24 protein-coding genes and 1 tRNA gene are annotated in these 22,657 nt (G+C 63.7%); 16 read left to right on the top strand and 9 right to left on the bottom strand.

What is annotated here, in order from left to right; genetic code table 11:
• The first annotated feature begins 76 nt into the window (after nt 1-76).
• The 3 genes from ABWW33_RS06185 to ABWW33_RS06195 all read left to right on the top strand — a co-directional run bounded on the left by ABWW33_RS06185 (nt 77) and on the right by ABWW33_RS06195 (nt 2,503).
• Nucleotides 77-967, top strand: a complete 891-nt coding sequence (locus ABWW33_RS06185; RefSeq protein WP_353400052.1) for a LysR family transcriptional regulator — start codon at nt 77-79, stop codon at nt 965-967.
• Between the two features lie 116 nt (nt 968-1,083).
• A complete protein-coding gene (locus ABWW33_RS06190; RefSeq protein ID WP_176654527.1) occupies nt 1,084-1,383 on the top strand; it encodes a hypothetical protein in 300 nt (99 codons plus the stop codon).
• A 130-nt stretch (nt 1,384-1,513) separates the two neighbouring features.
• Nucleotides 1,514-2,503 carry an SLAC1 anion channel family protein gene (locus ABWW33_RS06195; protein ID WP_353400056.1) on the top strand — a complete coding sequence of 330 codons (990 nt, stop codon included), beginning with the start codon at nt 1,514-1,516 and terminating at the stop codon, nt 2,501-2,503.
• Here ABWW33_RS06195 and ABWW33_RS06200 read toward each other — a convergent pair.
• From ABWW33_RS06200 to ABWW33_RS06215, 4 genes are all read right to left on the bottom strand, one after another.
• On the bottom strand, nt 2,495-3,472 hold the full coding sequence (locus ABWW33_RS06200) for a GlxA family transcriptional regulator (protein WP_353400059.1): 978 nt from the start codon (nt 3,470-3,472) through the stop codon (nt 2,495-2,497). The genes ABWW33_RS06195 and ABWW33_RS06200 overlap by 9 nt on opposite strands.
• A gap of 85 nt (nt 3,473-3,557) precedes the next feature.
• Nucleotides 3,558-4,112, bottom strand: a complete 555-nt coding sequence (locus tag ABWW33_RS06205) for a cytochrome b (RefSeq protein WP_353400062.1) — start codon at nt 4,110-4,112, stop codon at nt 3,558-3,560.
• Nucleotides 4,113-4,137: 25 nt separating this feature from the next.
• Nucleotides 4,138-4,926, bottom strand: a complete 789-nt coding sequence (locus tag ABWW33_RS06210; protein WP_353400065.1) for a sulfite exporter TauE/SafE family protein — start codon at nt 4,924-4,926, stop codon at nt 4,138-4,140.
• 86 nt (nt 4,927-5,012) lie between these two features.
• Nucleotides 5,013-5,894: an MBL fold metallo-hydrolase gene (locus ABWW33_RS06215; protein WP_353400067.1), complete on the bottom strand. Its 882-nt coding sequence runs from the start codon at nt 5,892-5,894 to the stop codon at nt 5,013-5,015.
• A 221-nt stretch (nt 5,895-6,115) separates the two neighbouring features.
• Here ABWW33_RS06215 and ABWW33_RS06220 point away from each other — a divergent pair, with 221 nt between their 5' ends.
• The 4 genes from ABWW33_RS06220 to ABWW33_RS06235 all read left to right on the top strand — a co-directional run bounded on the left by ABWW33_RS06220 (nt 6,116) and on the right by ABWW33_RS06235 (nt 8,748).
• Nucleotides 6,116-7,435 (top strand): sigma-54 interaction domain-containing protein, encoded by a 1,320-nt coding sequence (locus ABWW33_RS06220; RefSeq protein ID WP_353400070.1) that lies wholly within the window; start codon nt 6,116-6,118, stop codon nt 7,433-7,435.
• A gap of 196 nt (nt 7,436-7,631) precedes the next feature.
• The gene (locus ABWW33_RS06225; protein WP_353400073.1) at nt 7,632-7,823 is read left to right on the top strand and encodes a YgaP family membrane protein; all 192 of its coding nucleotides are present in this window, start codon (nt 7,632-7,634) and stop codon (nt 7,821-7,823) included.
• Nucleotides 7,824-7,847: 24 nt separating this feature from the next.
• The gene (locus tag ABWW33_RS06230) at nt 7,848-8,279 is read left to right on the top strand and encodes a YeeE/YedE family protein (protein WP_353400076.1); all 432 of its coding nucleotides are present in this window, start codon (nt 7,848-7,850) and stop codon (nt 8,277-8,279) included.
• Nucleotides 8,280-8,289: 10 nt separating this feature from the next.
• Entirely contained in the window at nt 8,290-8,748 is a 459-nt protein-coding gene (locus ABWW33_RS06235; protein ID WP_353400079.1) for a YeeE/YedE family protein, read from the top strand.
• On the opposite strand, the gene pstS is transcribed toward ABWW33_RS06235, so the two are convergent.
• Nucleotides 8,714-9,754, bottom strand: a complete 1,041-nt coding sequence (gene pstS, locus ABWW33_RS06240) for a phosphate ABC transporter substrate-binding protein PstS (protein ID WP_444550983.1) — start codon at nt 9,752-9,754, stop codon at nt 8,714-8,716. The genes ABWW33_RS06235 and pstS overlap by 35 nt on opposite strands.
• Nucleotides 9,755-9,974: 220 nt before the next feature.
• Here pstS and pal point away from each other — a divergent pair, with 220 nt between their 5' ends.
• The 5 genes from pal to ABWW33_RS06265 all read left to right on the top strand — a co-directional run bounded on the left by pal (nt 9,975) and on the right by ABWW33_RS06265 (nt 14,572).
• The gene (gene pal / locus ABWW33_RS06245) at nt 9,975-10,490 is read left to right on the top strand and encodes a peptidoglycan-associated lipoprotein Pal (protein WP_353400084.1); all 516 of its coding nucleotides are present in this window, start codon (nt 9,975-9,977) and stop codon (nt 10,488-10,490) included.
• Nucleotides 10,491-10,604: 114 nt separating this feature from the next.
• On the top strand, nt 10,605-11,267 hold the full coding sequence (locus ABWW33_RS06250) for a response regulator (RefSeq protein ID WP_353400087.1): 663 nt from the start codon (nt 10,605-10,607) through the stop codon (nt 11,265-11,267).
• The gene (locus tag ABWW33_RS06255) at nt 11,264-12,571 is read left to right on the top strand and encodes an ATP-binding protein (protein ID WP_353400089.1); all 1,308 of its coding nucleotides are present in this window, start codon (nt 11,264-11,266) and stop codon (nt 12,569-12,571) included. The genes ABWW33_RS06250 and ABWW33_RS06255 overlap by 4 nt, the downstream gene beginning before the upstream one ends.
• Nucleotides 12,568-14,271 (top strand): ClcB-like voltage-gated chloride channel protein, encoded by a 1,704-nt coding sequence (locus ABWW33_RS06260; protein ID WP_353400092.1) that lies wholly within the window; start codon nt 12,568-12,570, stop codon nt 14,269-14,271. Before ABWW33_RS06255 ends, ABWW33_RS06260 begins: the two co-directional genes overlap by 4 nt.
• A gap of 7 nt (nt 14,272-14,278) precedes the next feature.
• Nucleotides 14,279-14,572: a hypothetical protein gene (locus tag ABWW33_RS06265; protein ID WP_353400095.1), complete on the top strand. Its 294-nt coding sequence runs from the start codon at nt 14,279-14,281 to the stop codon at nt 14,570-14,572.
• Here the strand turns inward: ABWW33_RS06265 and ABWW33_RS06270 are convergent.
• The 3 genes from ABWW33_RS06270 to ABWW33_RS06280 form a co-directional block, all read right to left on the bottom strand.
• Nucleotides 14,569-15,951 (bottom strand): sensor domain-containing protein, encoded by a 1,383-nt coding sequence (locus tag ABWW33_RS06270; protein WP_353400098.1) that lies wholly within the window; start codon nt 15,949-15,951, stop codon nt 14,569-14,571. The genes ABWW33_RS06265 and ABWW33_RS06270 overlap by 4 nt on opposite strands.
• A 94-nt stretch (nt 15,952-16,045) precedes the next feature.
• Nucleotides 16,046-16,122: transfer RNA gene (locus tag ABWW33_RS06275), tRNA-Pro, on the bottom strand.
• A gap of 61 nt (nt 16,123-16,183) precedes the next feature.
• Nucleotides 16,184-17,338, bottom strand: coding sequence for a TonB family protein (locus tag ABWW33_RS06280; protein ID WP_353400101.1), 1,155 nt, complete (start codon nt 17,336-17,338; stop codon nt 16,184-16,186).
• 209 nt (nt 17,339-17,547) lie between these two features.
• On the opposite strand from ABWW33_RS06280, the gene ABWW33_RS06285 reads away from it, so the two are divergent.
• From ABWW33_RS06285 to ABWW33_RS06295, 3 genes are read left to right on the top strand one after another with little or no spacing between them, the layout of a single operon-like run.
• A complete protein-coding gene (locus ABWW33_RS06285; protein ID WP_353400104.1) occupies nt 17,548-19,890 on the top strand; it encodes a TonB-dependent receptor in 2,343 nt (780 codons plus the stop codon).
• Between the two features lie 39 nt (nt 19,891-19,929).
• Entirely contained in the window at nt 19,930-20,289 is a 360-nt protein-coding gene (gene arsC / locus ABWW33_RS06290; protein ID WP_353400107.1) for an arsenate reductase (glutaredoxin), read from the top strand.
• On the top strand, nt 20,289-21,026 hold the full coding sequence (locus ABWW33_RS06295; RefSeq protein ID WP_353400110.1) for a DUF6445 family protein: 738 nt from the start codon (nt 20,289-20,291) through the stop codon (nt 21,024-21,026). Before arsC ends, ABWW33_RS06295 begins: the two co-directional genes overlap by 1 nt.
• A 54-nt stretch (nt 21,027-21,080) precedes the next feature.
• Here ABWW33_RS06295 and ispB read toward each other — a convergent pair whose 3' ends face one another.
• Nucleotides 21,081-22,070 carry an octaprenyl diphosphate synthase gene (gene ispB / locus ABWW33_RS06300; RefSeq protein WP_176654518.1) on the bottom strand — a complete coding sequence of 330 codons (990 nt, stop codon included), beginning with the start codon at nt 22,068-22,070 and terminating at the stop codon, nt 21,081-21,083.
• Nucleotides 22,071-22,342: 272 nt separating this feature from the next.
• Between ispB and rplU the strand changes: the two genes are divergently transcribed.
• Nucleotides 22,343-22,654: a 50S ribosomal protein L21 gene (gene rplU, locus ABWW33_RS06305; RefSeq protein ID WP_008445658.1), complete on the top strand. Its 312-nt coding sequence runs from the start codon at nt 22,343-22,345 to the stop codon at nt 22,652-22,654.
• Nucleotides 22,655-22,657 lie beyond the last annotated feature (3 nt).

The following is a 22,657-nucleotide window of genomic DNA, read 5'->3' on the forward strand; positions in this document are numbered from 1 at the left end:
TGGTGCTATGTTAGGCTGGGCCTATGTATCTCGGAAGCCTATATAATTAGATATATAGCATCCAAGGAGTAGATACATGCTTGACGCCATGTCGATGGACCAGCTGCGCACCTTTATCGCCGCCGCTGACGAAGGAAGCTTTTCCGCCGCAGGGCGCAAGCTGCGCCGGGCGCAGTCGGTGGTCAGCACCACGCTGGCGAACCTGGAGCAGCAAGTGGGGTTTGCGTTGTTCGAGCGCACAGGGCGCTATCCACAGCTGACGGAGGCGGGCAGGGCACTGCTGGAACAGGCCAGGGAAGCCGCCAACAGCATGGACGCCTTCAAGGCCAAGGCGCGCACGCTGGCCGAAGGGCTGGAACCGGAACTGGCGGTCGCCGTCGACGTGATGTTCCCGATCGAGACGCTGACGGCCGCCGTGCAGGCGTTTCACCAGGCGTTCCCGGCGACGCCGCTGCGGCTGTATGTCGAGGCGCTGGGCGCCGTGGTGCAGCCTCTGCTGGATGGCAACTGCCGGGTGGCGATCATCGGTTCGCTGCCGGAAATTCCTGCCGGCTGCGCCTCCGAATTCCTGCTCAGTGTGGCGGCGGTGGCGGTGGTGGCGCCCGGCCATGCGCTGACGCTGGCGCGGCAACCGATAGCGCAAGCCGAGACCGCGCGGCATGTGCAGCTGGTGCTGACCGACCGCTCGACCTTGACGGCCGGCCGCAACTTCGGCGTGATGTCATCGCAGACATGGCGGCTGGCCGACCTGGGCGCCAAGCACGCCTTCCTGCGCGCCGGCCTGGGCTGGGGCTACATGCCGCTGCATATGGTGGAGGAGGATCTGCGCACCGGCAAGCTGGTGCGCATCGAAGTGCAGATGCACGCCGGACAGGCGCCGGGCTTCTCCATGCATGCGATTCACATGAAGGATCATCCGCCCGGTCCGGCCGGCAGGTGGTTCGTCAACCGGCTCAAGCTGGCTTAACCGTAAGTTAAATTAACGTAAAAAAACGGGTTGTCATTTCGACGCGTGATAATCCGTGTACATTTCGGGTGCTTTGCTCACGTATAGTTGGATATTTCATATCACTCCTCGAAAACATGACCAAGCAAAATGAAAGCAACCACGCCTTTTTTGAAGTCGAGACCCCGACCTCTCTGGCTGTTGCCGATGAAATCAGGGCTTGCCTGGCGACTGCGGGTGCGCATGCCGCGCTGATCCGTCTCGGCGAGGTAACGGACAACAACCTGCTCAGTTTGACGCAATCCCAGCGGCTGCTGGATCTGATCGCCGGCGGATACCGGCTGGAGAGCCTGGCCCAGGAGTTCAAGGCCGAGTGGTGGCAACGCGATGGATGGAGTGGCGTACTGAAGCGCTTCGGGCAAAAGCATCTCGCCTAGCGATCCGGGATGAGCGCTTTTCGGGACAACACAAGCCGCTTTTGGGTCAGGCAGGCGCCGACCCGCTCACAGACCGCCATTGCTCCGGCAGAATGCAACGCACTAGTTTGCATAACCCACTGGAGCCGTCATGGAATCTGCCCAATCAAGCCGCGCTATTGCGCCGCGCACACCGCTGTCTGTTCAATATTTACCCGTTAGCCTGTTCGGCTCGGTGATGAGCCTGGCCGGCCTCGCACTGGCCTGGCGCCTTGCCAGCAAAGCCTATGGCACCGATGTCGCCGTGTCGAACGCGATCGGCCTTGTGGCGGTGGCGGTGTTCATCGTGCTGGCCGGATCGTATCTGCGCAAGCTGTTCAAGCATCCCGATGTCGTCCGGAAGGAGTTTGCGCATCCGGTCGTCGGCAGCTTCTTCGGCACCATCGGCATCAGCATCCTGTTGCTGTCGAGTGTGCTCAGCAGCTACAGCGATTTTGCCCAGCTGCTGGTGTGGAGCATCGGAACGATGGTCGTGCTGGCGCTGAGCGTGATCATGATTTCGCGTCTGCTCAATGGCAACGCCGATCCCAAGAGCGTGATGCCGGCCTGGCTGATCGCCGGCGTCGGCAGCCTCGATATCGTGGTGACGGGCGGCGCGCTGACGGCGGAATGGACACATGAAGTCAATTTGCTGGCGGCCGGCATCGGCAGCGTGAGCGCGCTGGTTTTCTTCATCCTGATTTTCTCCAGGCTGGTGCACCACGAGCCGATGGCCGCCGGCATGCGTCCCTCCAAGATGATCCTGGTGGCGCCGTTTTCGGTCGGCTTCCTGGCGTATGTCCATCTGGTGCACAAAGTGGACATGTTCGCGGCGCTGCTGTTCTACTTCGGCCTGTTCCTGTTCTCGATTGTCTTTTATCGCTTGCTCACCAAGCCAGCGCCGTTTTCGCCGTCGTGGTGGGGGATAGGCTTCCCGATGGCCGCGCTGTCCAACGCCGCCCTGGTGTACTCCGGCGCCGTCGGCGGCAGGGGGCTGGCATTGATCGCCATGCTGTTGCTGGCCTTGCTGACGGTGGTCATCATCATCCTGGCCTTGCGCACGTTGCATGCGCTGGCCAGGGGGCACCTGCTGTCAGCCTAGTGTGGGCGCGGCATCGTTGGCGCGGTGGCGTTCCCGGTACTGCTTGGGCGTGGTGCTCAGCTGGCGCGAGAAAATCATCCGCATCTGCGTCGCGGTGTGAAAGCCGCAGCGGAACGCCACCGTCTTCAGTGGCACATCGGTTTCCTCCAGCAGCTTGCGGGCGAAGTCGATGCGCAGCTGCTCGACAAACACCGACGGCGTCACATGGGCATGCTTGGCGAACGCGCGCGAGAACGTGCGCCGGCTGACGCCCACGGCGTCGGCGATGTCCTCGATGGTCAGCGCATCGCTGATGTGGTCGGTGACATACTTCAGGACCTTGGCGACCAGCGAGTTTTCGTCGGGGCCGACCGCCAGGTAAGGGCTGTACTGCGACTGGCCGCCGTCGCGGCGGATGTAGACGATCAGTCGCTTGGCCACCTTGACGGCGAGCTCGTGGCCCCAGTCCTCGGCCACCAGCGACAGGCACAGGTCGATGCCGGCGGTGACGCCGCCGCAAGTGAACAGATTGCCGTCGCGGACGAATATCTTGTCGGGCCGGACGGTCGAATCGGGGAACTGCTTTGACAGCCGCTCCGCGTGATCCCAATGGGTGGTGATCTCGCGGCCCGCCAGCAGCCCGGCGTGCGCCAGCAGGAACACGCCGTTGCACACGGCGCCGAACCTGCTGGCGCCTTGCGCGCGCTGGTTCAGCCAGTTCAGGAAGGCTGGGGCGGGGCGGTATTCCGGCAGTCTCGGGCCGCCGGCCACCAGCAGCAGGTCGCTCTCGGCGTGAAAATCCGGATACGCGCAGTGGACCTTGAATTCCAATCCGCTTGAACACCTGACGCTGCCCGGACGCTCGCCGACCAGCGTGACCACGTAATGGTCTTTTTTCGGCAGCAGCAGGTTCGCCTCGGCGAAGACGTCCAGCGGGCCGGCCACATCCAGGGCCTGCACGTCGTCAAAAACCACCAGGGTCAGCTTCATTCAGTCATCCAGCTCGGGTAACGGATCATAGGAGGGGCGATTATAGCCTCCTGCCACGCCTTCTTTTGAAAGTATCCGCTGCCGCTCAGAACCACATTCTGTGAAAGACGCGGTCCTTATCCATCCACAGGTGCTTGAGGCCGGCGGCCACATGCAGGACGATCAGGGCCGTCAGGACAAACGCCAGGATTGAATGCAAGGCGAAGAATTGTTCGGCGACGTCATGATCGGGTGTCAGCCAGGCCGGGAACCTGACGCCGAACAGCGCCACGCCGCGCTTGGTGTACGACGCGCCGACGAATCCAATGATGGGCATCGCCAGCATGCAGCCGTAGAGCAGCCACTGCGTCAGGCCAGCCAAAGTCTTTTGCCACGCGGGGACGGTGGCCGGCAAAGGCTGCGGCTTGTGCGTGGATCGCCAGACAACACGTATCAGCACCAGAGCGAACAGCAGCAGGCCGAATGATTTGTGCTGATCGAAGTACCAGCCGCTGCCGGGATCATCCTCGATCGCCATCATGTACCAGCCCAGGCACAACAAACCGATAATCAACAGGGCGCAGAGCCAGTGCAGCCAGATCGCGGGCCGGTGATATTTCCATGGGGCCGGCGAGCCGGCGAGGTCGGTAGGTCTGGTCATCTTGTTTTCCCGGAATGTCATGATACTAAAGTGCTGCCTTGACGAAGAGCGCCACCGCCACCAGCGCCGACACCGCCGCAAATGCCTTTTGCAGATGTTGGCCCGGCAGCTTCGATGCCAGCAGGCGGCCGCTGATCATGCCCGCCAGGGCGCCACCCGAAAACGGCGCGGCAATCGCCCATTGCAGGTGTCCGGTGGCGGCACTGGCGGCAACGCCAGAAATGGACACCAGGGCGATCACCGCGAGCGAGGTCGCAACCACCGCCTGCGCCGTCATGTCAGTATAGCGCTGGAGCGCGGGCACCATCACGAAACCGCCGCCAACGCCCAGCAAACCTGACAAGGCTCCCGCCACAATACCTGAAAGGGCCAGCGCTCTGGCGCATGGCGCGGTCCAATTTAACTTGCCGCGCTGGGCGTCCATCCGACAGGGCGGCATCGGGCCATCGGCCATGGCGCCGGCGGAGGCCGAGCGCCGATAGACGCGGAACGCGACGTAGAGCAGGACCAGTGAAAACACCATCGTCAGCGGGCGGTTGGGGCTGCGCTGCGCCAGCCATAAACCGAACGGGGAACAAAGGATGCCCGAGCCGGCGATGAGCATGGCGGCCTTGTAGCGCACGGTGCCGCTCTTCAGACCCATTGCCGCGCCCAGGGTCGCCGCCATGCCCACGGCCAGCAATCCCACGGGTCCGGCTTGCGCCATGCTCAGTCCGGCGCCGAAGACAAGCAGGGGCACAGCAAGTATGCCTCCGCCGGCGCCGGTGAGCGCGAGGATAATGCCTACCGTGAAACCGAGCAGCAAGATGGTCATTGCCCGCAGCAGATACGGTGAGCGCCATAGGCCAAGGCGAGTTGATACATTTCCATAGATGTCTCCTGCGATCTGTGCCGCGCGCATCAGACCGCGTTGAGCGGAATTTTCAGGTAGCGCCTACCGTTCGCTTCAGGCTCCGGAAAATGCCCGGCGCGCATGTTGACCTGGACCGACGGCAGTATCAGCGTGGGCATTTCCAGCGAGGCGTCGCGCCTGGTGCGCATGGCAACAAACTCCTCTTCGCTGATGCCGTTGCGCAAGTGGACATTGCTGGCGCGCTCCTCGGCCACCGTGCTGACATAACGCAGCTCGCGGCCCTCCGGCTGATAGTCGTGGCACATGTACAGCACGGTGTCCTCGGGCAGGCTGAGCACCTTGTTGATGGAGTGGAAGAGGGTGCGTGCATCGCCGCCGGGAAAGTCGCAGCGTGCGGTGCCGTAGTCGGGCATGAACAAGGTGTCGCCGACAAAGGCCGCGCGCTGGCTGCCGTTGCTGACGACATAGGTCATGCAGGCCGGCGTGTGGCCCGGCGTATGCAGCGCCCGGCATTGCAGCGCGCCGATGGAGAACTGCTCGTCGTCGGCAAACAGGTGGTCGAACTGGCTGCCGTCGCGCGCCATCTCGGCGCCGGTGTTGAACAGCGTGCCGAACACCTGCTGGACGATGGTGATCTGCCGGCCGATGCCTGTTTTGCCGCCGAGCTTGTCCTTCAGGTAGGGCGCGGCGGTCATGTGATCGGCGTGGACATGGGTCTCCAGTATCCATTCGACGCTGGCGTCCAGTGCCGCGACCCGGGCGATCAAACGGTCGGCCGACGCGGTGCTGGTGCGGCCCGCTTTGGCGTCGTAGTCGAGCACGCTGTCTATCAAGGCGCAACGGCGGCTGGCAGGATCCAGCACCAGGTAGCTGACGGTGCTGGTGGCGGGGTCGAAAAAACCCTCGACATGAAGCGGCGTGATGGTCATGATCTGTCGTTCTCCTCGTTGCTGAACTTTATCCAGTAACGCAAGACATGTGCCAGTCGCCCTGCGCGCGCCGGATGGAGGTAACTCGTTGATTCTATTCCGTTTCCTTCCTTTTGTGGCGCCGTGATTCGGATTGATGCCGACATCCGGACTGTCAATGGCAGTGCCACTTGACGCAGTGGCAGTCCTGCGACAGTATGGCGCCTTGACCAGGAGCCATCATGCCCACCCAGCCTGCCCATGAGCGATCTGCGCCCCCTCCGACGGTGCAGTCATTGATCTCGTTTCTTGAACACGAAGTCCACCCGATGATCGTGCTTGATCCGGATTACAGCATCCTGGCGGCGAACACCGCTTACCGGCGGCAGTTCGGCAGCAGCGAGCAGCCGTTTATCGGTCACAAGTGCTATCGGATTTCACATCACTACGACGTGCCCTGCGACCAGGCGGGCGAGCATTGCCCGATGAAGAAGGCGCAGGAGCTGCGCGGACCGGACCGCATCCTGCATATCCACCATACGCCGCGCGGCCCCGAGCATGTGGCCGTCGAGTTGCGCCCCATTTTCGACGCGGACGGTGCGATCACCGCCTATGTCGAACGGCTCGAGGTGGTGCGCAGTGCGTCGGCGCGCCCCAGCGACGAAGGCCTGGTGGGCCGCTCGGCGCCATTCAATCAAGTGCTGACGGCGTTGCGGCGGGTGGCGCCGTCGATGCTGCCGGTGCTGCTGCTGGGCGAATCCGGCACCGGCAAGGAATTGTTCGCGCGCGCCGTGCACGAGACCAGCGAGCGCTCGGGCGGTCCGTTCGTGGTGGTCGATTGCTCGGGATTGACCGAAACGCTGTTTGAAAGCGAATTGTTCGGACATGAAAAGGGCGCCTTTACCGGCGCCACGTCGCGCAAGCCGGGGCTGGTCGAGACGGCGCAGGGGGGCACGCTGTTTCTCGACGAGATAGGCGACGTGCCGCTCGCCATGCAGGTGAAGCTGCTGCGCCTGATTGAATCGGGCACCTACCGGCGCGTCGGCAGTGTTGAAACCCAGCATGCGAGCTTCCGCCTGGTTGCAGCGACCCACAAGCCGCTGGAGAGGATGATGGCACAGGGCGAGTTCCGGCAGGACCTGTACTACCGCATCAGCGCGTTTCCCATCGTGCTGCCGCCGCTGCGCGGGCGGGCGGAAGACATCGCGCTGCTGGTGCATTCGTTCCTGCGGCGCGCAGGCGCGGGCAAGCGCCAGCTGACGATCGACGATGCGGCGCTGGCGTTGTTGCAACAGCACCCCTGGCCCGGCAATGTGCGCGAACTGCGCAATGTGCTGGAAAGAGCGAGCCTGTTTGCCGACGACGGCGTGATACGCGTCGAGCACCTGCCCGCCATGCCGGCGGGACGGAGCGCGGCGACGGAAGCGCCGCCGCATGGCGCCGGCGCCACGCTGGCCGACGCGCTTGCCGGCTTCGGCGGCACCCGCAAGGAACTGGCGGCCCACCTGGGCATCAGCGAGCGCACCTTGTACCGTCGTCTCAAAGAACAGGGACTGGCCTAACCCTCGGCCGCGCGCTGCCATCCTGATACTGCCAAGCTGGCAGCGTGGCAGTGCGGCACGCTGCCAGCGAGGGCGGCGCTGCCTGCCTTCTTTGTCATAAGTCCTTGTTTTTTTGGATTTCTCGTCTTTCATTCAGCTGGCATGGAAACTGCGTAGTCCCTGCATGATTGCAGCTTGTCCATTGAGGAGGAAGACCATGAACGCCAACGTAGGAAACATCGACCGTGCCATTCGCATATCGGCGGGGCTGGGCCTGATCGCGGCAACGCTGTCGGGGCTGATCGGCGCCTGGGGCTGGCTGGGCGCCATCCCGCTGGCGACCGGCATCCTGGGATTTTGCCCGGCGTACCTGCCGTTCGGCATCCGCACCTGTCCGGCAAAAAAATAATCCAACACAGCGGAGGGAACAGCAGTGCTGATTGATTGGACTCATTTCACACCATGGGCCTCGCTGGCGGGCGGGGTGCTGATCGGCCTGGCGGCTGCGGCGTTTGTCTTGTTTAACGGGCACATCGCCGGCATCAGCGGCATCCTCGGCGGGCTGCTGGATTGGCCACGCGGCGACATTTCGTGGCGGATCGCGTTCCTGGCAGGCCTGATCGCGGCACCGCTCGCATACGGACTGGTGGCGGCGTTGCCGGCGGTGCGGATCGAAGCCGATTTCCCCACCTTGATCGTCGCCGGCCTGCTGGTCGGCGTGGGCACGCGTTATGGCTCGGGCTGCACCAGCGGACACGGCGTGTGCGGCCTGTCGCGACTGTCGCCGCGTTCGCTGGCGGCCACGCTATCGTTCATGATCGCCGGATTTGTCACCGTGTTCGTGGTGCGCCACGTGCTCGCTTAGGGAGTTCGTCATGCAAACCGTACTGGCACTGATAGCGGGCCTGCTGTTCGGCGTGGGGCTGATCGTATCGGGCATGACCAATCCGTCCAAGGTGCTCGGCTTTCTCGATCTGGCGGGGCGCTGGGATCCGTCGCTGGGCTTCGTCATGGGCGGCGCCATCCTGGTCGGCCTGGTGGCGTTCCGCTTTGCGGCGCGCCGCACCCGCTCGCTGCTGGGCGAGGCGATGCGCTTGCCGACGGCGACACTGATCGACAGGCGTCTGGTACTGGGCGGCCTGGCGTTTGGCGCCGGCTGGGGCCTGGCGGGCTTTTGCCCCGGGCCCGCGCTGGCCTCGCTGGCCGGCGGGGGGGCAAAACCGCTGGTGTTTTTCGCCGCGATGCTGGCCGGCATGGGCATCTACACGCTGGCCGGGCGTCGCCCGGCCATCCTTTCTTTTATTGCCAGAGCGCCTTGGACGAGGCGTCCTTGATCTGGGCCTTCCATGCACCCTCGATCAGCGCGACCACGGCCGGCGGCATCGGGATGTAGTCCAGCTCGGACGCCATCGCTCCGCCGTTTTTGTAGGCCCAATCGAGGAACTGCAGCACTTCCTTGCCTTTGGCCGCGTCGGCTTGGGTCTTGTGCATCAGGACGAAGGTGGCGCCGGTGATGGGCCAGCTTGCCTTGCCGGGCTGGTCGGTGACAACCACGCCGAAGCCCGGGGTCCTGGCCCAGCCGGCGCCCGCCGCGGCGGACTTGAAGCTGTCGTCGGTTGGCTGGACAAACTGGCCATCCTTGTTTTTCAGCTGCGTATAGGCCATCTTGTTTTTCTTGGCATAGGCGAATTCGACGTAGCCTACCGATCCTTTCAGGCGCTGCACGTTTGCCGCCACGCCTTCGTTGCCCTTGCCGCCCACGCCGACCGGCCATTTGACGGCAGTCCCGGCGCCCACTGTGCTTTTGAATTCCGCGTTCACCTTGGACAGATAATCCGTGAACAGGAAGGAGGTGCCGGAGCCATCCGCGCGGTGCACAACGGTAATATCTTCCGCCGGCAGTTTTGCGCCCGGATTGAGCGCCAGAATCTGCGCGTCATTCCATTTGGTGATCTTGCCCAGGTAAATATCGGCCAATACCGGGCCATTCAATTTCAATTGACCTGGCGAAAAGCCTTCCAGATTAATAACGGCAACCACGCCGCCCATGATGACCGGGAATTGAATTAATCCTTCCTTATCCAGTTCTTCAGTGCTCAACGGCATATCGGAAGCGCCGAAGTCGACGGTCTTGGCTTTAATTTGTTTAATTCCGGCGCCGGAACCGATGGACTGGTAATTGAGTCCGTTGCCGGTATTCTTTTTATAGGCTTCCGCCCATTTTGCGGCGATTGGATAGACGAAGGTGGAGCCGGCGCCGGTCATGTCCGCAGCGACGGCCGATGAAAAGGTGATTGCTGCGCCGAGAATGGCGGCTAAGGTTTTTATCGAAGAATTCATTTTCATATCGTGGCCTCGGTTGAAAGGAGTTAATCCGCCGCGAATTGTAGGAGGCGATTATGACAAAGCCGTGACAAGCCGGCGTCAAGGCGCTATTTAAAATAAGTGGTAAAAAATTAAGTTGAAATTAAGCCGGCAACGAGATAATAAGGCGTTTCAGCATATCGTCCGCGCGTTCAGCCGGGCCGAATGGACATTACACTTCCAATAAAGAAAAGCCATGAAAAATACTCTTGCCTGCGTCTCCGCCGCATTGTTGCTGGGTGCATGCGCCGCCCCGTCCGCGCCACCCGCTTCGGTGGCGCCGTCTGCCCAGGCGCCTCTGGCCGCGCCGTCCAAACCGGTCGCCACCGCCGCGCTGCCCGCCGCGCAACTGCCACCGTATAAAGATCCGACGAACATACTCTACAAAGAGCGCACGGTGTATTTCGACTTCGACAGCTACACGGTCAAGCCGGTCTACAATACGGCGCTGGCCGCTCACGGCAAGTTCCTGGGCAGTGCGCCGTCGATCAAGATTCGAGTCGAAGGCAATACCGATGAACGCGGCGGCGCCGAGTACAACCTGGCGCTGGGCCAGAAGCGCGCCGAGGCGCTGAAGAAGGCGCTGGTGGTGCAGGGCGCCAAGGAAGCGCAGATCGAAGCGATCAGCTACGGCAAGGAAAAACCCCTGGCGGCAGGTCACGACGAGGCGGCATGGTCGCAAAATCGCCGCGCCGGCATCGTCTACCCCTGATCGGCTAAACTATGGTGCCGCCGTCCGGCACGCCGCGGATGTCGCGGGGCGGAAACCATAGTCTTGGCCGCGTTGCTGGCGTGGCTGGAATCTACATCTGGAGGACTGCCGGCCATGAATCTTCTGCTGATTGAAGATGATGCGTTAATCGGCGATAGCATCAGGCAGGCCCTGGCAACGGAGGACATGCAGGTCAGCTGGCGCCGCAATGGCGCCGGCATCGAAGCCGCACTGCAAGAGGTTTGTTATGACGCCATCCTGCTGGACCTGGCGTTGCCGTGCCTGGACGGCCTGGAGGTGCTGAGGATCCTGCGCGGCGCCGGTCACGATGTGCCGGTGCTGATCCTGACCGCGCGCGACACGGTCGCCGATCGCGTGCGCGGCCTCGACTGCGGCGCCGACGACTACCTGGTCAAACCATTCGATTTCGACGAGCTGCTCGCGCGCGTGCGCGCGCTGGTGCGGCGCGCCCGCGGCCGCCGGCAACTGACCTACCTGTCCGACAACCTGGTGCTGGACACCGACTCGCGCGTCGCCACGGTCGATGGCGTGCCGGTGACGCTGTCGGGCAAGGAGTGGGCCATCGTCGATCTGCTGGTGGCGCGGCCCGGAATGATCTTTTCCCGGGCAAAATTGGAGGAACGGCTGTACGGCAATGTCGCCGATGTCGACAGCAACGTGGTCGAAGTCCATATCCACAGCCTGCGCCGCAAACTGGGGCAGCACGCCATCGTCAACGTGCGCGGGCTCGGCTACATGGTAGTCAAGAGCAAATGAACGGCATCCGTCGCCGGCTGTTGCTGCTGCTCGGCGGGTTGATCGTGATCGCCAGCGGTATCCAGTTCGCCGCGTCGTTCAGCGCGGCCATGAGCCAGACCAACCGCCTGTTCGACGCGCAGATGCAGCAAATCGCCCAGTCGCTGCGCCAGACCCATGGCGTGGTGCTCGATGCCGAGAGCGACTTTCCGCTCGAATTCGATCTGGTGATCCAGATGTGGCGCGCCGGGCAGGTGACGGTGTACCAGCGCCGGCCGCACCGCATGCTGCCGGTGCGGGCCGCGCTGGGATATACCAACGTCCTGCTGGAAAATGGCGAGTGGCGTATATACGCGGCGCGGTTCGACGGCGGCGTGGTCCAGGTCGCGCAGAAATTGGCGGCGCGCCGCGCGGAGGCCGTCAGCCTGGCCATCAACACCCTGTGGCCTGTTCTGCTCACCTCGCTGTTGCTGCTGGCGGCCATGTGGTGGACCGTGACGCTGGCGCTGCGCCCGCTCGACACGATACAAAAACAGATAGCCCAGCGCGACGCGCAAACGCTGGACCAGGTCGACGCGTCGCGGGCGCCGCGCGAAATCGTGCCGCTGATCGCCGCCATCAACAGCCTGCTCATCAAAGTGCGCCAGGTGATTGAATCGCAGCGCCAGTTCGTCGCCGACGCGGCGCACGAACTGCGCTCCCCGCTCACCGTCCTGCAAGTGCAGATACAGCTGCTGGGCAGGCGGCAGCCCGAGCCCGCGCGCCAGGCTTCGCTCGATGCCCTGGGCACGGCGATCGCCCGCAGCAGCCGCATGGTCGAACAATTGCTGGGCCTGGCCCGCCAGGACGCGATGGCACAGGCCAGCGCCGTCGCGGGCCCGATGGATTTGAACCAGTATGCGATCGCGGCCATCGCCGAGGTCGCCGACTTCGCCGCCCACAAGCGGGTCGACCTGAGTTTCCTCGACGCGGCCACGGTCACCATCCTGGCCGATGCGGACAGCCTGATGATATTGCTGCGCAATCTGCTCGACAACGCGGTGCGCTACACGCCGGCATATGGCGCGGTCACCATCGGCGTCGCGGAAAACGGCGCGCAAGGCATCTTGACCGTCGCCGATTCCGGCCCCGGCATTCCTGAGGCCGAACTGGAGCGCGTCACGGCGCGCTTCTACCGGGTGCCGGGTTCGAGTGAAAACGGCAGCGGACTGGGTTTGTCGATCGTCGCCGCCGTGGTCCAGCGCCTGGGCGCGCAGCTGCAGCTGCGCAACTCGCCGCATGGCGGCCTGGTGGTGAAGGTGTTGTTTCGGCGGGACGCCGCATGATGTCCTGGGCGCAGCTGCGGCTGGACATGGTGCGGCGCCTGCGTCCGCTGGCGTGGCAGCGCACGCTTGCCCTGTCCGCGCTGATCGGCGTGCTCGGCGCCCTGAGCACCATCGGTTTTCGTGAATTCATCCTGTTCGTCGAACGGTGCGCCTATGGCACCAGCGGCAGCCTGGTCGGCATCGCGCGCGGCCTGAGCTGGTGGCAGCGCATGCTGGCGCCTGCCGTCGGCGGCGTGCTGGCCGGCCTGCTGCTGGCGTGGGCGCGCCGCCAGCCCGAGCAGGAGAAGGGCGGCGACTACATGGAGGCGGTGGCGCTCGGGACCGGCGACCTGGGCGCGCGCGCGTCGCTGTTGCGCGCCCTGTCGGCCACCGCCACCGTGGCCAGCGGCGGCGCCATCGGACGCGAGGGCCCCATGGTGCAGCTGGCCGCGCTGTGCGGCTCGCTGCTGGGGCGCTGGCAGAAGGTGCCGGTGCCGCGCCGGCGCCTGTACGTCGCCTGCGGCGCGGCGGCGGGCATCGCCACGGCCTACAACGCGCCGATCGCCGGGGCGATGTTCGTGGCGGAGATCGTGCTGCGCTCGCTGGCCATGGAAAGCCTGGGGCCGCTGATCGTGGCCGCGGTGGCGGCCAATATCGTGGTCGGCGCATGGACCGACTATGCGCCGGTCTACCATATGCCGGCGATCCGGCTGGGGCACGGCGAGCCGACGCTGATCCTGGCCTCGCTGGGATTGATCGCCGGCTTTCTGGCGCCGTGCTATCTGTCGCTGCTGGACCTGGGCCGCCGCCTGTTCGAGCGCTGGCAGGGGCCGGCGTGGCAAAAGCTGGCCGCCGGCGGGCTGCTGGCCGGCGCGCTGTCGGTGCTGCATCCCGGCGTCTGGGGCAATGGCTACAGCGTGGTGAGCGCAGTGCTGCAGGGACCGTGGATGTGGCAAGCCCTGCTGACGATACTCCTGCTCAAGCTGCTGGCCGTCGCGGCCACGGCCGGCTCGGGCGCGGTCGGCGGGATCTTCACCCCGACCCTGTTTGCCGGAGCGGTCATCGGCGCCTTGTTCGGCATGGCCGCCGAGGCGCTCTGGCCCGGCGCGATTCCTATACCCTCCGCAGTCGTGGTCGGCATGGGGGCCTTTCTGGCCGCCTGCACGCACGCGCCGTTGATGTCCATCCTGATGCTGTTTGAAATGACGGAAAGCTACAGCATGGTGGTGCCGCTGATGGCTGCCTGCGTGCTGGGATATTCCGTGTCGCGCCTGCTGCGCGAGCGCTCGATCTACGCCTCGGCCAACAGCCAGGCGCTGCATGCGCCGGTGCTGACCATGGCGTCCGATCTGCTGCGCGACGATCCGCCGGTCATCCGCACCGGACAAACGCTGGCGCAACTGGAGCAGGTTTTCCTGCGGCGCCGGTGGCAGCATGTGTATGTGCTTGACGAGTCGGAAAAATTCACCGGCGCGGTGTCCCTGCATGACTTCGCGCCGATGCTGGGCAGCACGCCCGACGCCGCGCTGCCTTGGCCGCCGCACTTGTTGCGCGCGGACTATCCCCGGGTGCGCGAGACGGCGCCGTTGTGGCAAGTGCTGGAGACCTTTGCCAGCCATCCCGGCGAACGCCTGCCGGTGCTGACGGCCGATGGGAGGCTTGCCGGCTACGTCACCAAGACCGATCTGGTGCTGATATTCAGACAGTTGACCGGAGAGTGACGAGCCCATGCACCTGGTACAGCAAGATATCCCGGCAGGGGCCGAGGCTGGCGCGATTCGAAAGGCACGGCGCCTGGCGCTGAACCGGTCGGTACTGAAGTTGAGCCTGCTGAACGTGGCGGTGTATTCCGCCATCTACGGGGCCTCGACGCGCGGCGAGCCGGGATCGGTGGTTGAATTTATTTTAGTGCCCCTCGCTGTCGTGAGCACTATTTCGCTGGCGAACAGCATCATCCGCCGGCTGGCGCTGGTATTCGAATCGCGGTCACCAAAAAATGGAGGCCGTGCCCGGAACGACTAAACAGCCTTAAGCCCGTTGAACCCGGCCATGGCCTGGTCCGTCTGTTCCTTCTGCAACTTGTTTTTGTACATGGACTGATCGGCATGGCGCACCAGCTGTTGCATGTCGGCGCCATGCTCCGGATAGTGGGCAACGCCGATGCTCGCCGTGATGGCCAGGCTGCGGCCGTCGGCCAGCAGCACCGGCGCCGCCAGCGCCTGATGGATCTTTTCCTTGATTTGCAGTGCGTCCCCGGACACCAGCACTTCTTCCAGAATGATGACGAATTCGTCGCCGCCAAGCCGGGCCACGGTGTCGGCTTCCCGCACGCAGCGCTTCAGGCGTTGCGCCACTTCGCGCAGCAGCAGGTCGCCGCAGGCGTGGCCATAGTAGTCGTTGACCTGCTTGAACTTGTTCAGGTCGATGAACAGCAGAGACAGCTGGTCCTTGTGGCGCTGCGCCCGCGCCAGGGCCATGACCAGCCGGTCGTGAAACAGGCGGCGGTTGGGCAGCTGGGTCAGTTCGTCGTGTTGCGCCATGTGGCGCAGCCTGGTATGCAGCTGCTTGCGGTGGATCGCCGTGGCCACCTGATTGGAGACGAACATCAACAAGTCCTCGTCCTGGTCGGTATAGCCGGTCCTGCCTTGTTCGCCGCCACTTTGCAGCAGCAGCACGCCGATCAGGTCGTGGCTGGTGGCCAGCGGCGCACCGATCCAGCAGTCGGTCGCCAGGCCGGCCGCCGCTTGCAATGCCGGCGACAGCGACGGCAGCGTGGCCGGCGTCACCAGCACCGGCAAGCCGCTGCGCAACACTTCTTCTCCCAGCAGCTGCGCCAGCGGTTGCGGGGGCACGGCGCCGCTGGCGCTGGCGTGATAGGCGAACTGCAAGGACTGGCCGTGTTCACCGCGTAGCGCGACGCCAAACACGGGGGCCGGCAGCAGCGCGCCGATGATCTGGTGGATGCGCTGGAACAGGGCAGGCAGGTCGTCGCTGGCGTGGGCTGCCTCGGAGATCGCATACAGCGCGGCTTGCATGGCCTCGGTCCGCTTGTTGGCCGTGATGTCGCGCGCCACGGCGACGCGCAGCTGGTCGGCCTCGGACCAGCGCGCCGACCACATGATGTGGACGATTTGGCCATCCTTGCGGATGTAGCGGTTTTCAAAGCGGGAATTGGGATGGCCGTCCATGATGGAGCGCGCCGCGGCAAGCGTGCGCTCCCGATCGGCCGGCGCCACCAGGTCGATCATCTCCATGCCGATCATTTCCTGCTGGGTGTAGCCGAAGATGCGCTCGCCGGCGGCGCTGACAAACACAAAGCGGCCCTGGGCATCAACCATGCAGACCGCATCCATCAGCAAGTCGGCGAAATGCGCGATCGTGGAAGTGAAGGGCTTTTTCATATGGGATGATTTTAGCCCCAATTGTCCAGGACGAGGGGCAATGCGCGTCGATGCCACGAAATGTTACCAACTTTGGGCGCGAGATGTGCATGCTTGGTCGGGGTGAGAGGATTCGAACCTCCGGCCTCTGCGTCCCGAACGCAGCGCTCTACCGGGCTGAGCCACACCCCGACTGTTGGAGTAATTACAGCAGATTTACGGTGATTTTTCAACCAGGTGCGTCCGGGCCCGGTCAGTCGATGGTCCACACATAGTTCAAATTGGTCCACACCGGCTCGGCCTGGGCGTCGCTGCTTGCCGGCTTGAACTTGCACAGCGCGAGCGCCTTGCGCGCAGCCTTGTCGAGTTCAGCGGAACCGCTCGATTTCTGCACTTTCGATTCGAGGACCCGGCCATCGCTGGCTACCAGCAGGGCCAGCAGCACCGAGCCGCTCTCGCCGTTGCGGTAGGCATTGATCGGATACGGAGGCGGGGTGCAAGCGCGCGCGTCGGCGAACACTGCGGTGCGCAGCGGATGGCTGGCGCTGGCCGTGTTCGCGCTGGCGGCCGCCGGCGCGCTGGCCAGGCTCGCGACTGCGAGGGGCTTGGCGTCGCTGCGCGCAGGATCAGCCGCCGCAGGGCTGGCGATCTCCTCGCGCACACGGACCGTTTCGGGCGGTGCGGCTGCTTTGGCGGCTTGCACGGGAGGCGGTGGCACCGGCGCGGCACTCTCTCTTGTCGCGTCGGCCGCCTTCGCCGGTGGAGGGGCCGGCACGTCCAGCTTGTGCAGGCCGAACCCCATGCTTTTTAACATGGCGGTCAGGCGTTCATATTCCGTAGCCTTGGTGGCAGCGGCTGGCACGACAGTTGCCTTCGGCGCCGCAGCAGGTTTTGGCCGTTCCTCCGTGACCTTGGTGTTGGAGGCACCAACCGGCGCTTGAAGTCCGGGCGGGGCGCCGGCCTCGGCCAGCGATCCCCGGTCGGCGGTGACGGCGTAAACGGCCGCTCGTTCGAGGCGCAGCGCCGATTGGTTTTCCTTCCAGACCATGTTCATGACTATTGCCAGTGCGATAGACAAGCTCCCGAGCAGCATGGCGGCAATTCGCAGATCGCGGCCCTTCGCGTAGTTGCGCAGATGCTGGACCCAGCCATCGGGCATGCCGAAGTGCGATCCATGACCGAGCTGCTGGTCAAGCATCTGTAAGTCGTAGAGTTCCCGCTGGTCCGGATCCGACAGCACGCTGTACGCGGTGTTCAAACGTATCATCATCTGCGCGGCATCATGGTCTCCGCGGTTTTTATCTGGATGATGCTTTTGCGATAGCGAACGATAGGCCGCGCGGATGACCTCGGCGGGAGCGTCTCGTGTGACGTTGAGACTTTCGTAGTGGTTGTGAAATTTTGTCATCAGATATAGCGAATGTTATGGACCGCGAATGACCCGGAAGGTGAAAACTTGTCAGCGGTACAAGATGCTATATTGAATTCATGACATCAGAACGCATTCCGAACTGTTGTTGGGAAAGAATGACCTAAAAACAACAAAAATGACACTAGTCGGCATTCATTTTTGCTAAAATATCAAGATTCGCCCACCGATTCGGAGAATCCCAGGATATGAAAATACGGCAGAAGGTACTGTGCGGCACTGTGGCTGCGGCGTTGGCGACGATGGCAGGCCAGGCGGCCCGGGCGCAAACCAGGCCGCAGTCGGACGAGATCGAGGTGGTCAAGGTCACGGCGCAAAAGCGCAAGGAAGATCCGGCCAAGGTGGCGATGAGCATTTCCGCCGTCACCGGCAACCAGCTGCAGGCCGAGCACGTGAAGGACTTCACCGACCTGACCCGCGTGGTGCCGAACATTTCCTTCACCGCCGCCAGCGGCAACGGCGGCGCCGGGCCGGGCACGGAGAACATCGAGATCCGCGGCATCAGCTCGACGGCGGGCGCGGCCACGGTCGGCATCTACCTGGGCGACGTTTCCATCACGGTCGGCAACGTCTACACCATGGGCACGGTCGAGCCGAAGTTCTTCGATATCGACCGCGTCGAAGTGCTGCGCGGCCCGCAGGCGACCCTGTACGGCGCCAGCTCGATGGGCGGCACCATCAAGTTCGTGCCGAACGAGCCGGATTTGAAGGAGCGCGAGTTCACCACCTACGGCGAGCTGTCCAACACCAAGGGCGGCAGCCCGAACTACGCGGCCAACATGGTCGCCAACTTCCCGTTGATCCCGGATGAACTGGCGCTGCGCATCGGCGTGCAGGCGCAGCATACCGGCGGCTATATCAAGCAGGTCGACGGCGACGGCAACGTGCTGGCCAACGACATCAACAAGATCGGCGACCAGGAGGCGCGCATCGCGCTGAAGTGGAAGCCGATCCGCTCGCTGACGATCACGCCGTCGCTGTACTATCAGAAAGTCGACGCGAAAGACATCGCGGCCTTCAACCTGGAGCTGCCGAACTACCAGGCGCAAAAGCAGGTGCGCGAGCCGTCCAAGGACACGCTGTTGACGCCCAGCGTGACCGTCAACTGGGACCTGGGTCCGTTCGACCTGACCTCGGCCACCAGCTACTTCGAGCGCAAGTTCGACCGCACGCAAAACGGCTCGGCCTACAACAGCTATTCGCTGTCGACCTTCCTGACGTCGACCGTCGACGGCGGCAAGGCGCCGCCCGAGTTGATCGACGCGATCGCCGGCCTGCCGTCGGCCGTTTACCTGAACAACCAGGTGCGCCAGGTGTCGCAGGAATTCCGCCTGGCCTCGCATCCGTACGACGCGGCGGTGTCGCCGTGGACCTGGCTGGCCGGCACCTACTTCTCCAACCAGCACACCAACATCATCGAGAACGATCCGATCTTCGGCGTGACCGATACCTTCAAGAGCTTCGGCTTCGATATCGCCGATCCGGACTTGCTGCCGGACGCCCGTCCCGGCCAGTTCCCGAACGATAACTCGTTTGCCGGCGCCTTCCATTTCCGCGAAAAGCAGACCTCGATCTTCGGCGAGCTCAATTACTACTTCACGCCGGCGGTGCACGCCACGGTCGGCGCGCGCTACCTGAAGGCCGACACCACGCTGGACCAGCGCAACGGCAACTACCTGGCCGGCGCCGGCAACAACAGCAGCTTCGCCACGTCGTCGAAGGCGTTCACGCCGAAATATGCGCTGACGTGGGAAGTCGATCCGGCCAACACGGTCTACACCAGCGTGGCCAAGGGCTTCCGCCTGGGCGGCAACAACATCTACGTGCCGCCGACCACGTGCGGCCAGGACCTGGAAGCGAACGGCATCAGCAAGGGGCCGGAGACCTACGCGTCGGACAGCCTGTGGAGTTATGAGGTCGGCAGCAAGTCGCGCTTCCTGAGCAACCGCGTGTCGGTGAACGCGGACGTGTTCTACGTGAAGTGGAAGAACATCCAGCAGGGCGTGTATCTGCCGACCTGCGCCTACACCTACAACGCCAACGCGGGCGACGCCACCAGCAAGGGCTTCGAGTTCGACATCAAGGCCAAGCCGCTGCCCGGCCTGACCCTGACCGCGTCGGCCGGCTACGTGAAGGCCGAGCTGTCGAACGACAAGGGCATCGAGAACGGCATCGTCGGCGCGGTGGCCGGGGCGCAGATCCAGGGCGTGCCGAAATATAACGCGGCGTTCAACGCGGTTTACAACTTCGCGGTGTTCGGCGACAAGAGCGCGTTCGTCATGGGCGGCATGCAGTGGGTGGGCGCCAGCAAGGGCTCGTTGAATCCGGAGCAGACCGACTACGAGCGTCCGGCTTACCACACCACGGACTTCAGCACCGGCATGTCGTTCGACCGCTACAACGTCAGCCTGTTCGTCAAGAACGCCTTCGACACGGACACGGTGATCCAGCACCCGCAGGTGGCGTCCATCGTGCAGGGCTACCGCCTGGCGCCGCGCAGCATCGGCGTCAGTCTGGCGGCGAAGTTTTAAGCGATAATGCTGCCTTTGGATACGTTCAAGGGCAGCATCATGGCAATCACCCGCCTTATCACTATTTATCACAACAACGCCTGCGGCACCTCGCGCAAGGCGCTGGAGGCGATACGCGCCAGCGGCGTCGAGCCGGAGATCATCGACTACGTGAAGAATCCGCCGTCGCGCGCCGGGTTGAAGGCGATGATCGCCAAGGCCGGCCTGACCGCGCGCGCGGCGATGCGCGACAAGGGCGACCTGTATGAGGAACTGGGGCTGGCCGATGCGTCGCTGTCCGACGACGCGCTGCTGGACGCGATGATCGCCCATCCCATCCTGATCAACCGGCCGTTCGTGGTGACGGACAAGGGCGTGCGCCTGTGCCGTCCGTCCGAACTGGTGCTGGAACTGCTGTAATGTTCAATCCGCGCCCGGTCATACAGCAAGTCTCGCTTGGCGATGGCGGCGTATGCCTGGTCGTCGACGATTTTCTCAGTGAGCCGCACAAGCTGGTGGAGGCCGCCGTGGCCAGGCGCGCCGCGTTTGCCGTCGCGCCGGTCAACTGCTATCCCGGTATCGAGCAACCGATGACGGCGGATTTCGATGCGCAGCTCGGCGCTTACTTTTCCGAACACCTGCTGGGCGCATTCGGCGGCAGCGAGACCATGGGCATGGCGACGCGCATGTCGATCGTGACCTTGCCGCCGGAGCAGCTGCTGCCGCAGCAGCGCATCTGTCACCGCGACGCCCGCAGCTGCGCGCCGGGCGAGGGCGCCGCCGCGTCGGTGCTGTATCTGTTCGGGGATACGCGCATGGGCGGCACCAGTTTCTACCGGCCGCGCCGTCATCCGGAGGAGATCGACTTCCTGCTGCACCAGGCGCGGGTGATGGAGAACGGCGCGTTCAGCAAGGTGATCGGCGCGGAGCCGGCTTATCTTGGCGGCAGCAACGCCTACTTCGAGAAGATATGCACCGTGCCGGCGGCATGGAACCGCGCGATCTTTTACGACGCCACGATTTTTCACACGGGGCAGATCGATGCGCCGGAGCTGCTCGATGCCGATCCGGCGCGCGGGCGCCTGACGGTCAACGCCTTCATCCGCTACCGGAAGCCCGGGGTCAGATCCGACATTCGGACACGAACTCTGCCGTAGCGGCCGCTACAGCAGAGTTCGTGTCCAAATGTCGGATCTGACCCCGGATTGATTTTAGTGGTTGCGGTTGACCGAGAAGTGGGCCAGCTGCAGCAGCGATTCCTTGTAGATGCTGTCGGGCAGGTCGGCGATCGCTTCGGCGGCGCGCTTGGCGGCCGTCTCGGCCTGCTGGCGCGTGTAGTCGAGCGCGCCGCTGCTGGTGATGGCGGCCAGGATGGTGTCGAAGTGTTGTTCGTCGCCCTGCTCGATGCAGCTGCGCACCAGCTGGCGCTGCTCGGCGCTGCCGTTTTCCATCAGGTAGATCAGCGGCAGCGTCGGCTTTCCTTCGCGCAGGTCGTCACCGACGTTCTTGCCGATTTCGCTGGCGTCGCCGGCGTAGTCGAGCACGTCGTCGATCAGCTGGAAGGCCGTGCCCAGCGAACGGCCGTATTCGCCGGCCGCTTCGATCTGCGCGTCGTTGCAGCCGGAGATCAGCGCGCCCAGCTCGGCCGCCGCTTCAAACAGCTTGGCCGTCTTGGAGCGGATCACCTGCAGGTAGCGCTCCTGGCTGACGTCCGGGTCGTGCATGTTCAGCAACTGCAGCACTTCGCCTTCGGCGATGACGTTGGTGGCGTCCGACAGGATCTGCATCACGCGCATATTGTTCAGGCCGACCATCATCTGGAAGGCGCGCGAGTACAGGAAGTCGCCCACCAGCACCGAGGCGGCGTTGCCGAACAGCGCGTTGGCCGTGGCGCGGCCGCGGCGCAGCGATGATTCGTCGACCACGTCGTCGTGCAGCAAGGTGGCGGTGTGGATGAATTCGACCACGGCCGCCAGCTCGTGATGCGCCGTGCCCTTGTACGCATAGGCGTTCGCCACCAGCAGCACCAGGACCGGGCGGATGCGTTTGCCGCCGGCGCTGATGATGTATTCAGCGATCTGATTGACGAGACTGACCTCGGAATGCAGTTTCTGGCGGATCACCGTGTTGACCGCGTCCATGTCGGCGGCGATCGTGTGGGCGATGTTGTTTTGGGTGGCGTTTTGGGTAGCGGCAGACAAGGCGAACCTGTGCGGTAGACTATTGGTGCCGAGATTATACGTCATGCCCTTGCCCGCAGGGGCATCCTCCCCGGTTCCGAGCAACAAGTTTGCCTGAAAATTAACACCGCAGCCTTGCAAGCCGGCCGACATACCACGCCATCGGCCATTTGTGAATAGTTTTTGACGTGAAATCCCATCCCATGTATAATCAGCGGTTCCCCGGTTTCCATGCATGCAGTTCCGCTGGCGCCGAGAGGAAAATTTCTTAACATTTGATGAGGTTTCAAATCATGTACGCGGTCATAAAAACCGGTGGCAAACAATACAAAGTTGTCGCTGGCGAAAAACTTAAAGTAGAACAGATACCGGCAGACATTGGTTCCGAACTCACCATCGATCAGGTCCTCGCCGTTGGCGAAGGCGAAAGCATCAAATTTGGTGCTCCCCTGGTTGAGGGTGCAAAGGTACTGGTTACTGTTGTGGCACACGGTCGTCACGATAAAGTGAAGATTTTCAAGATGCGTCGTCGTAAGCACTACCAGAAGCATCAAGGCCATCGCCAAAATTACACCGAAATCCAAATCGTATCGATCAACGGCTAATCG

The organism is Duganella hordei (assembly GCF_040369125.1).
GTDB classification, from domain to species: domain Bacteria; phylum Pseudomonadota; class Gammaproteobacteria; order Burkholderiales; family Burkholderiaceae_D; genus Rugamonas; species Rugamonas hordei.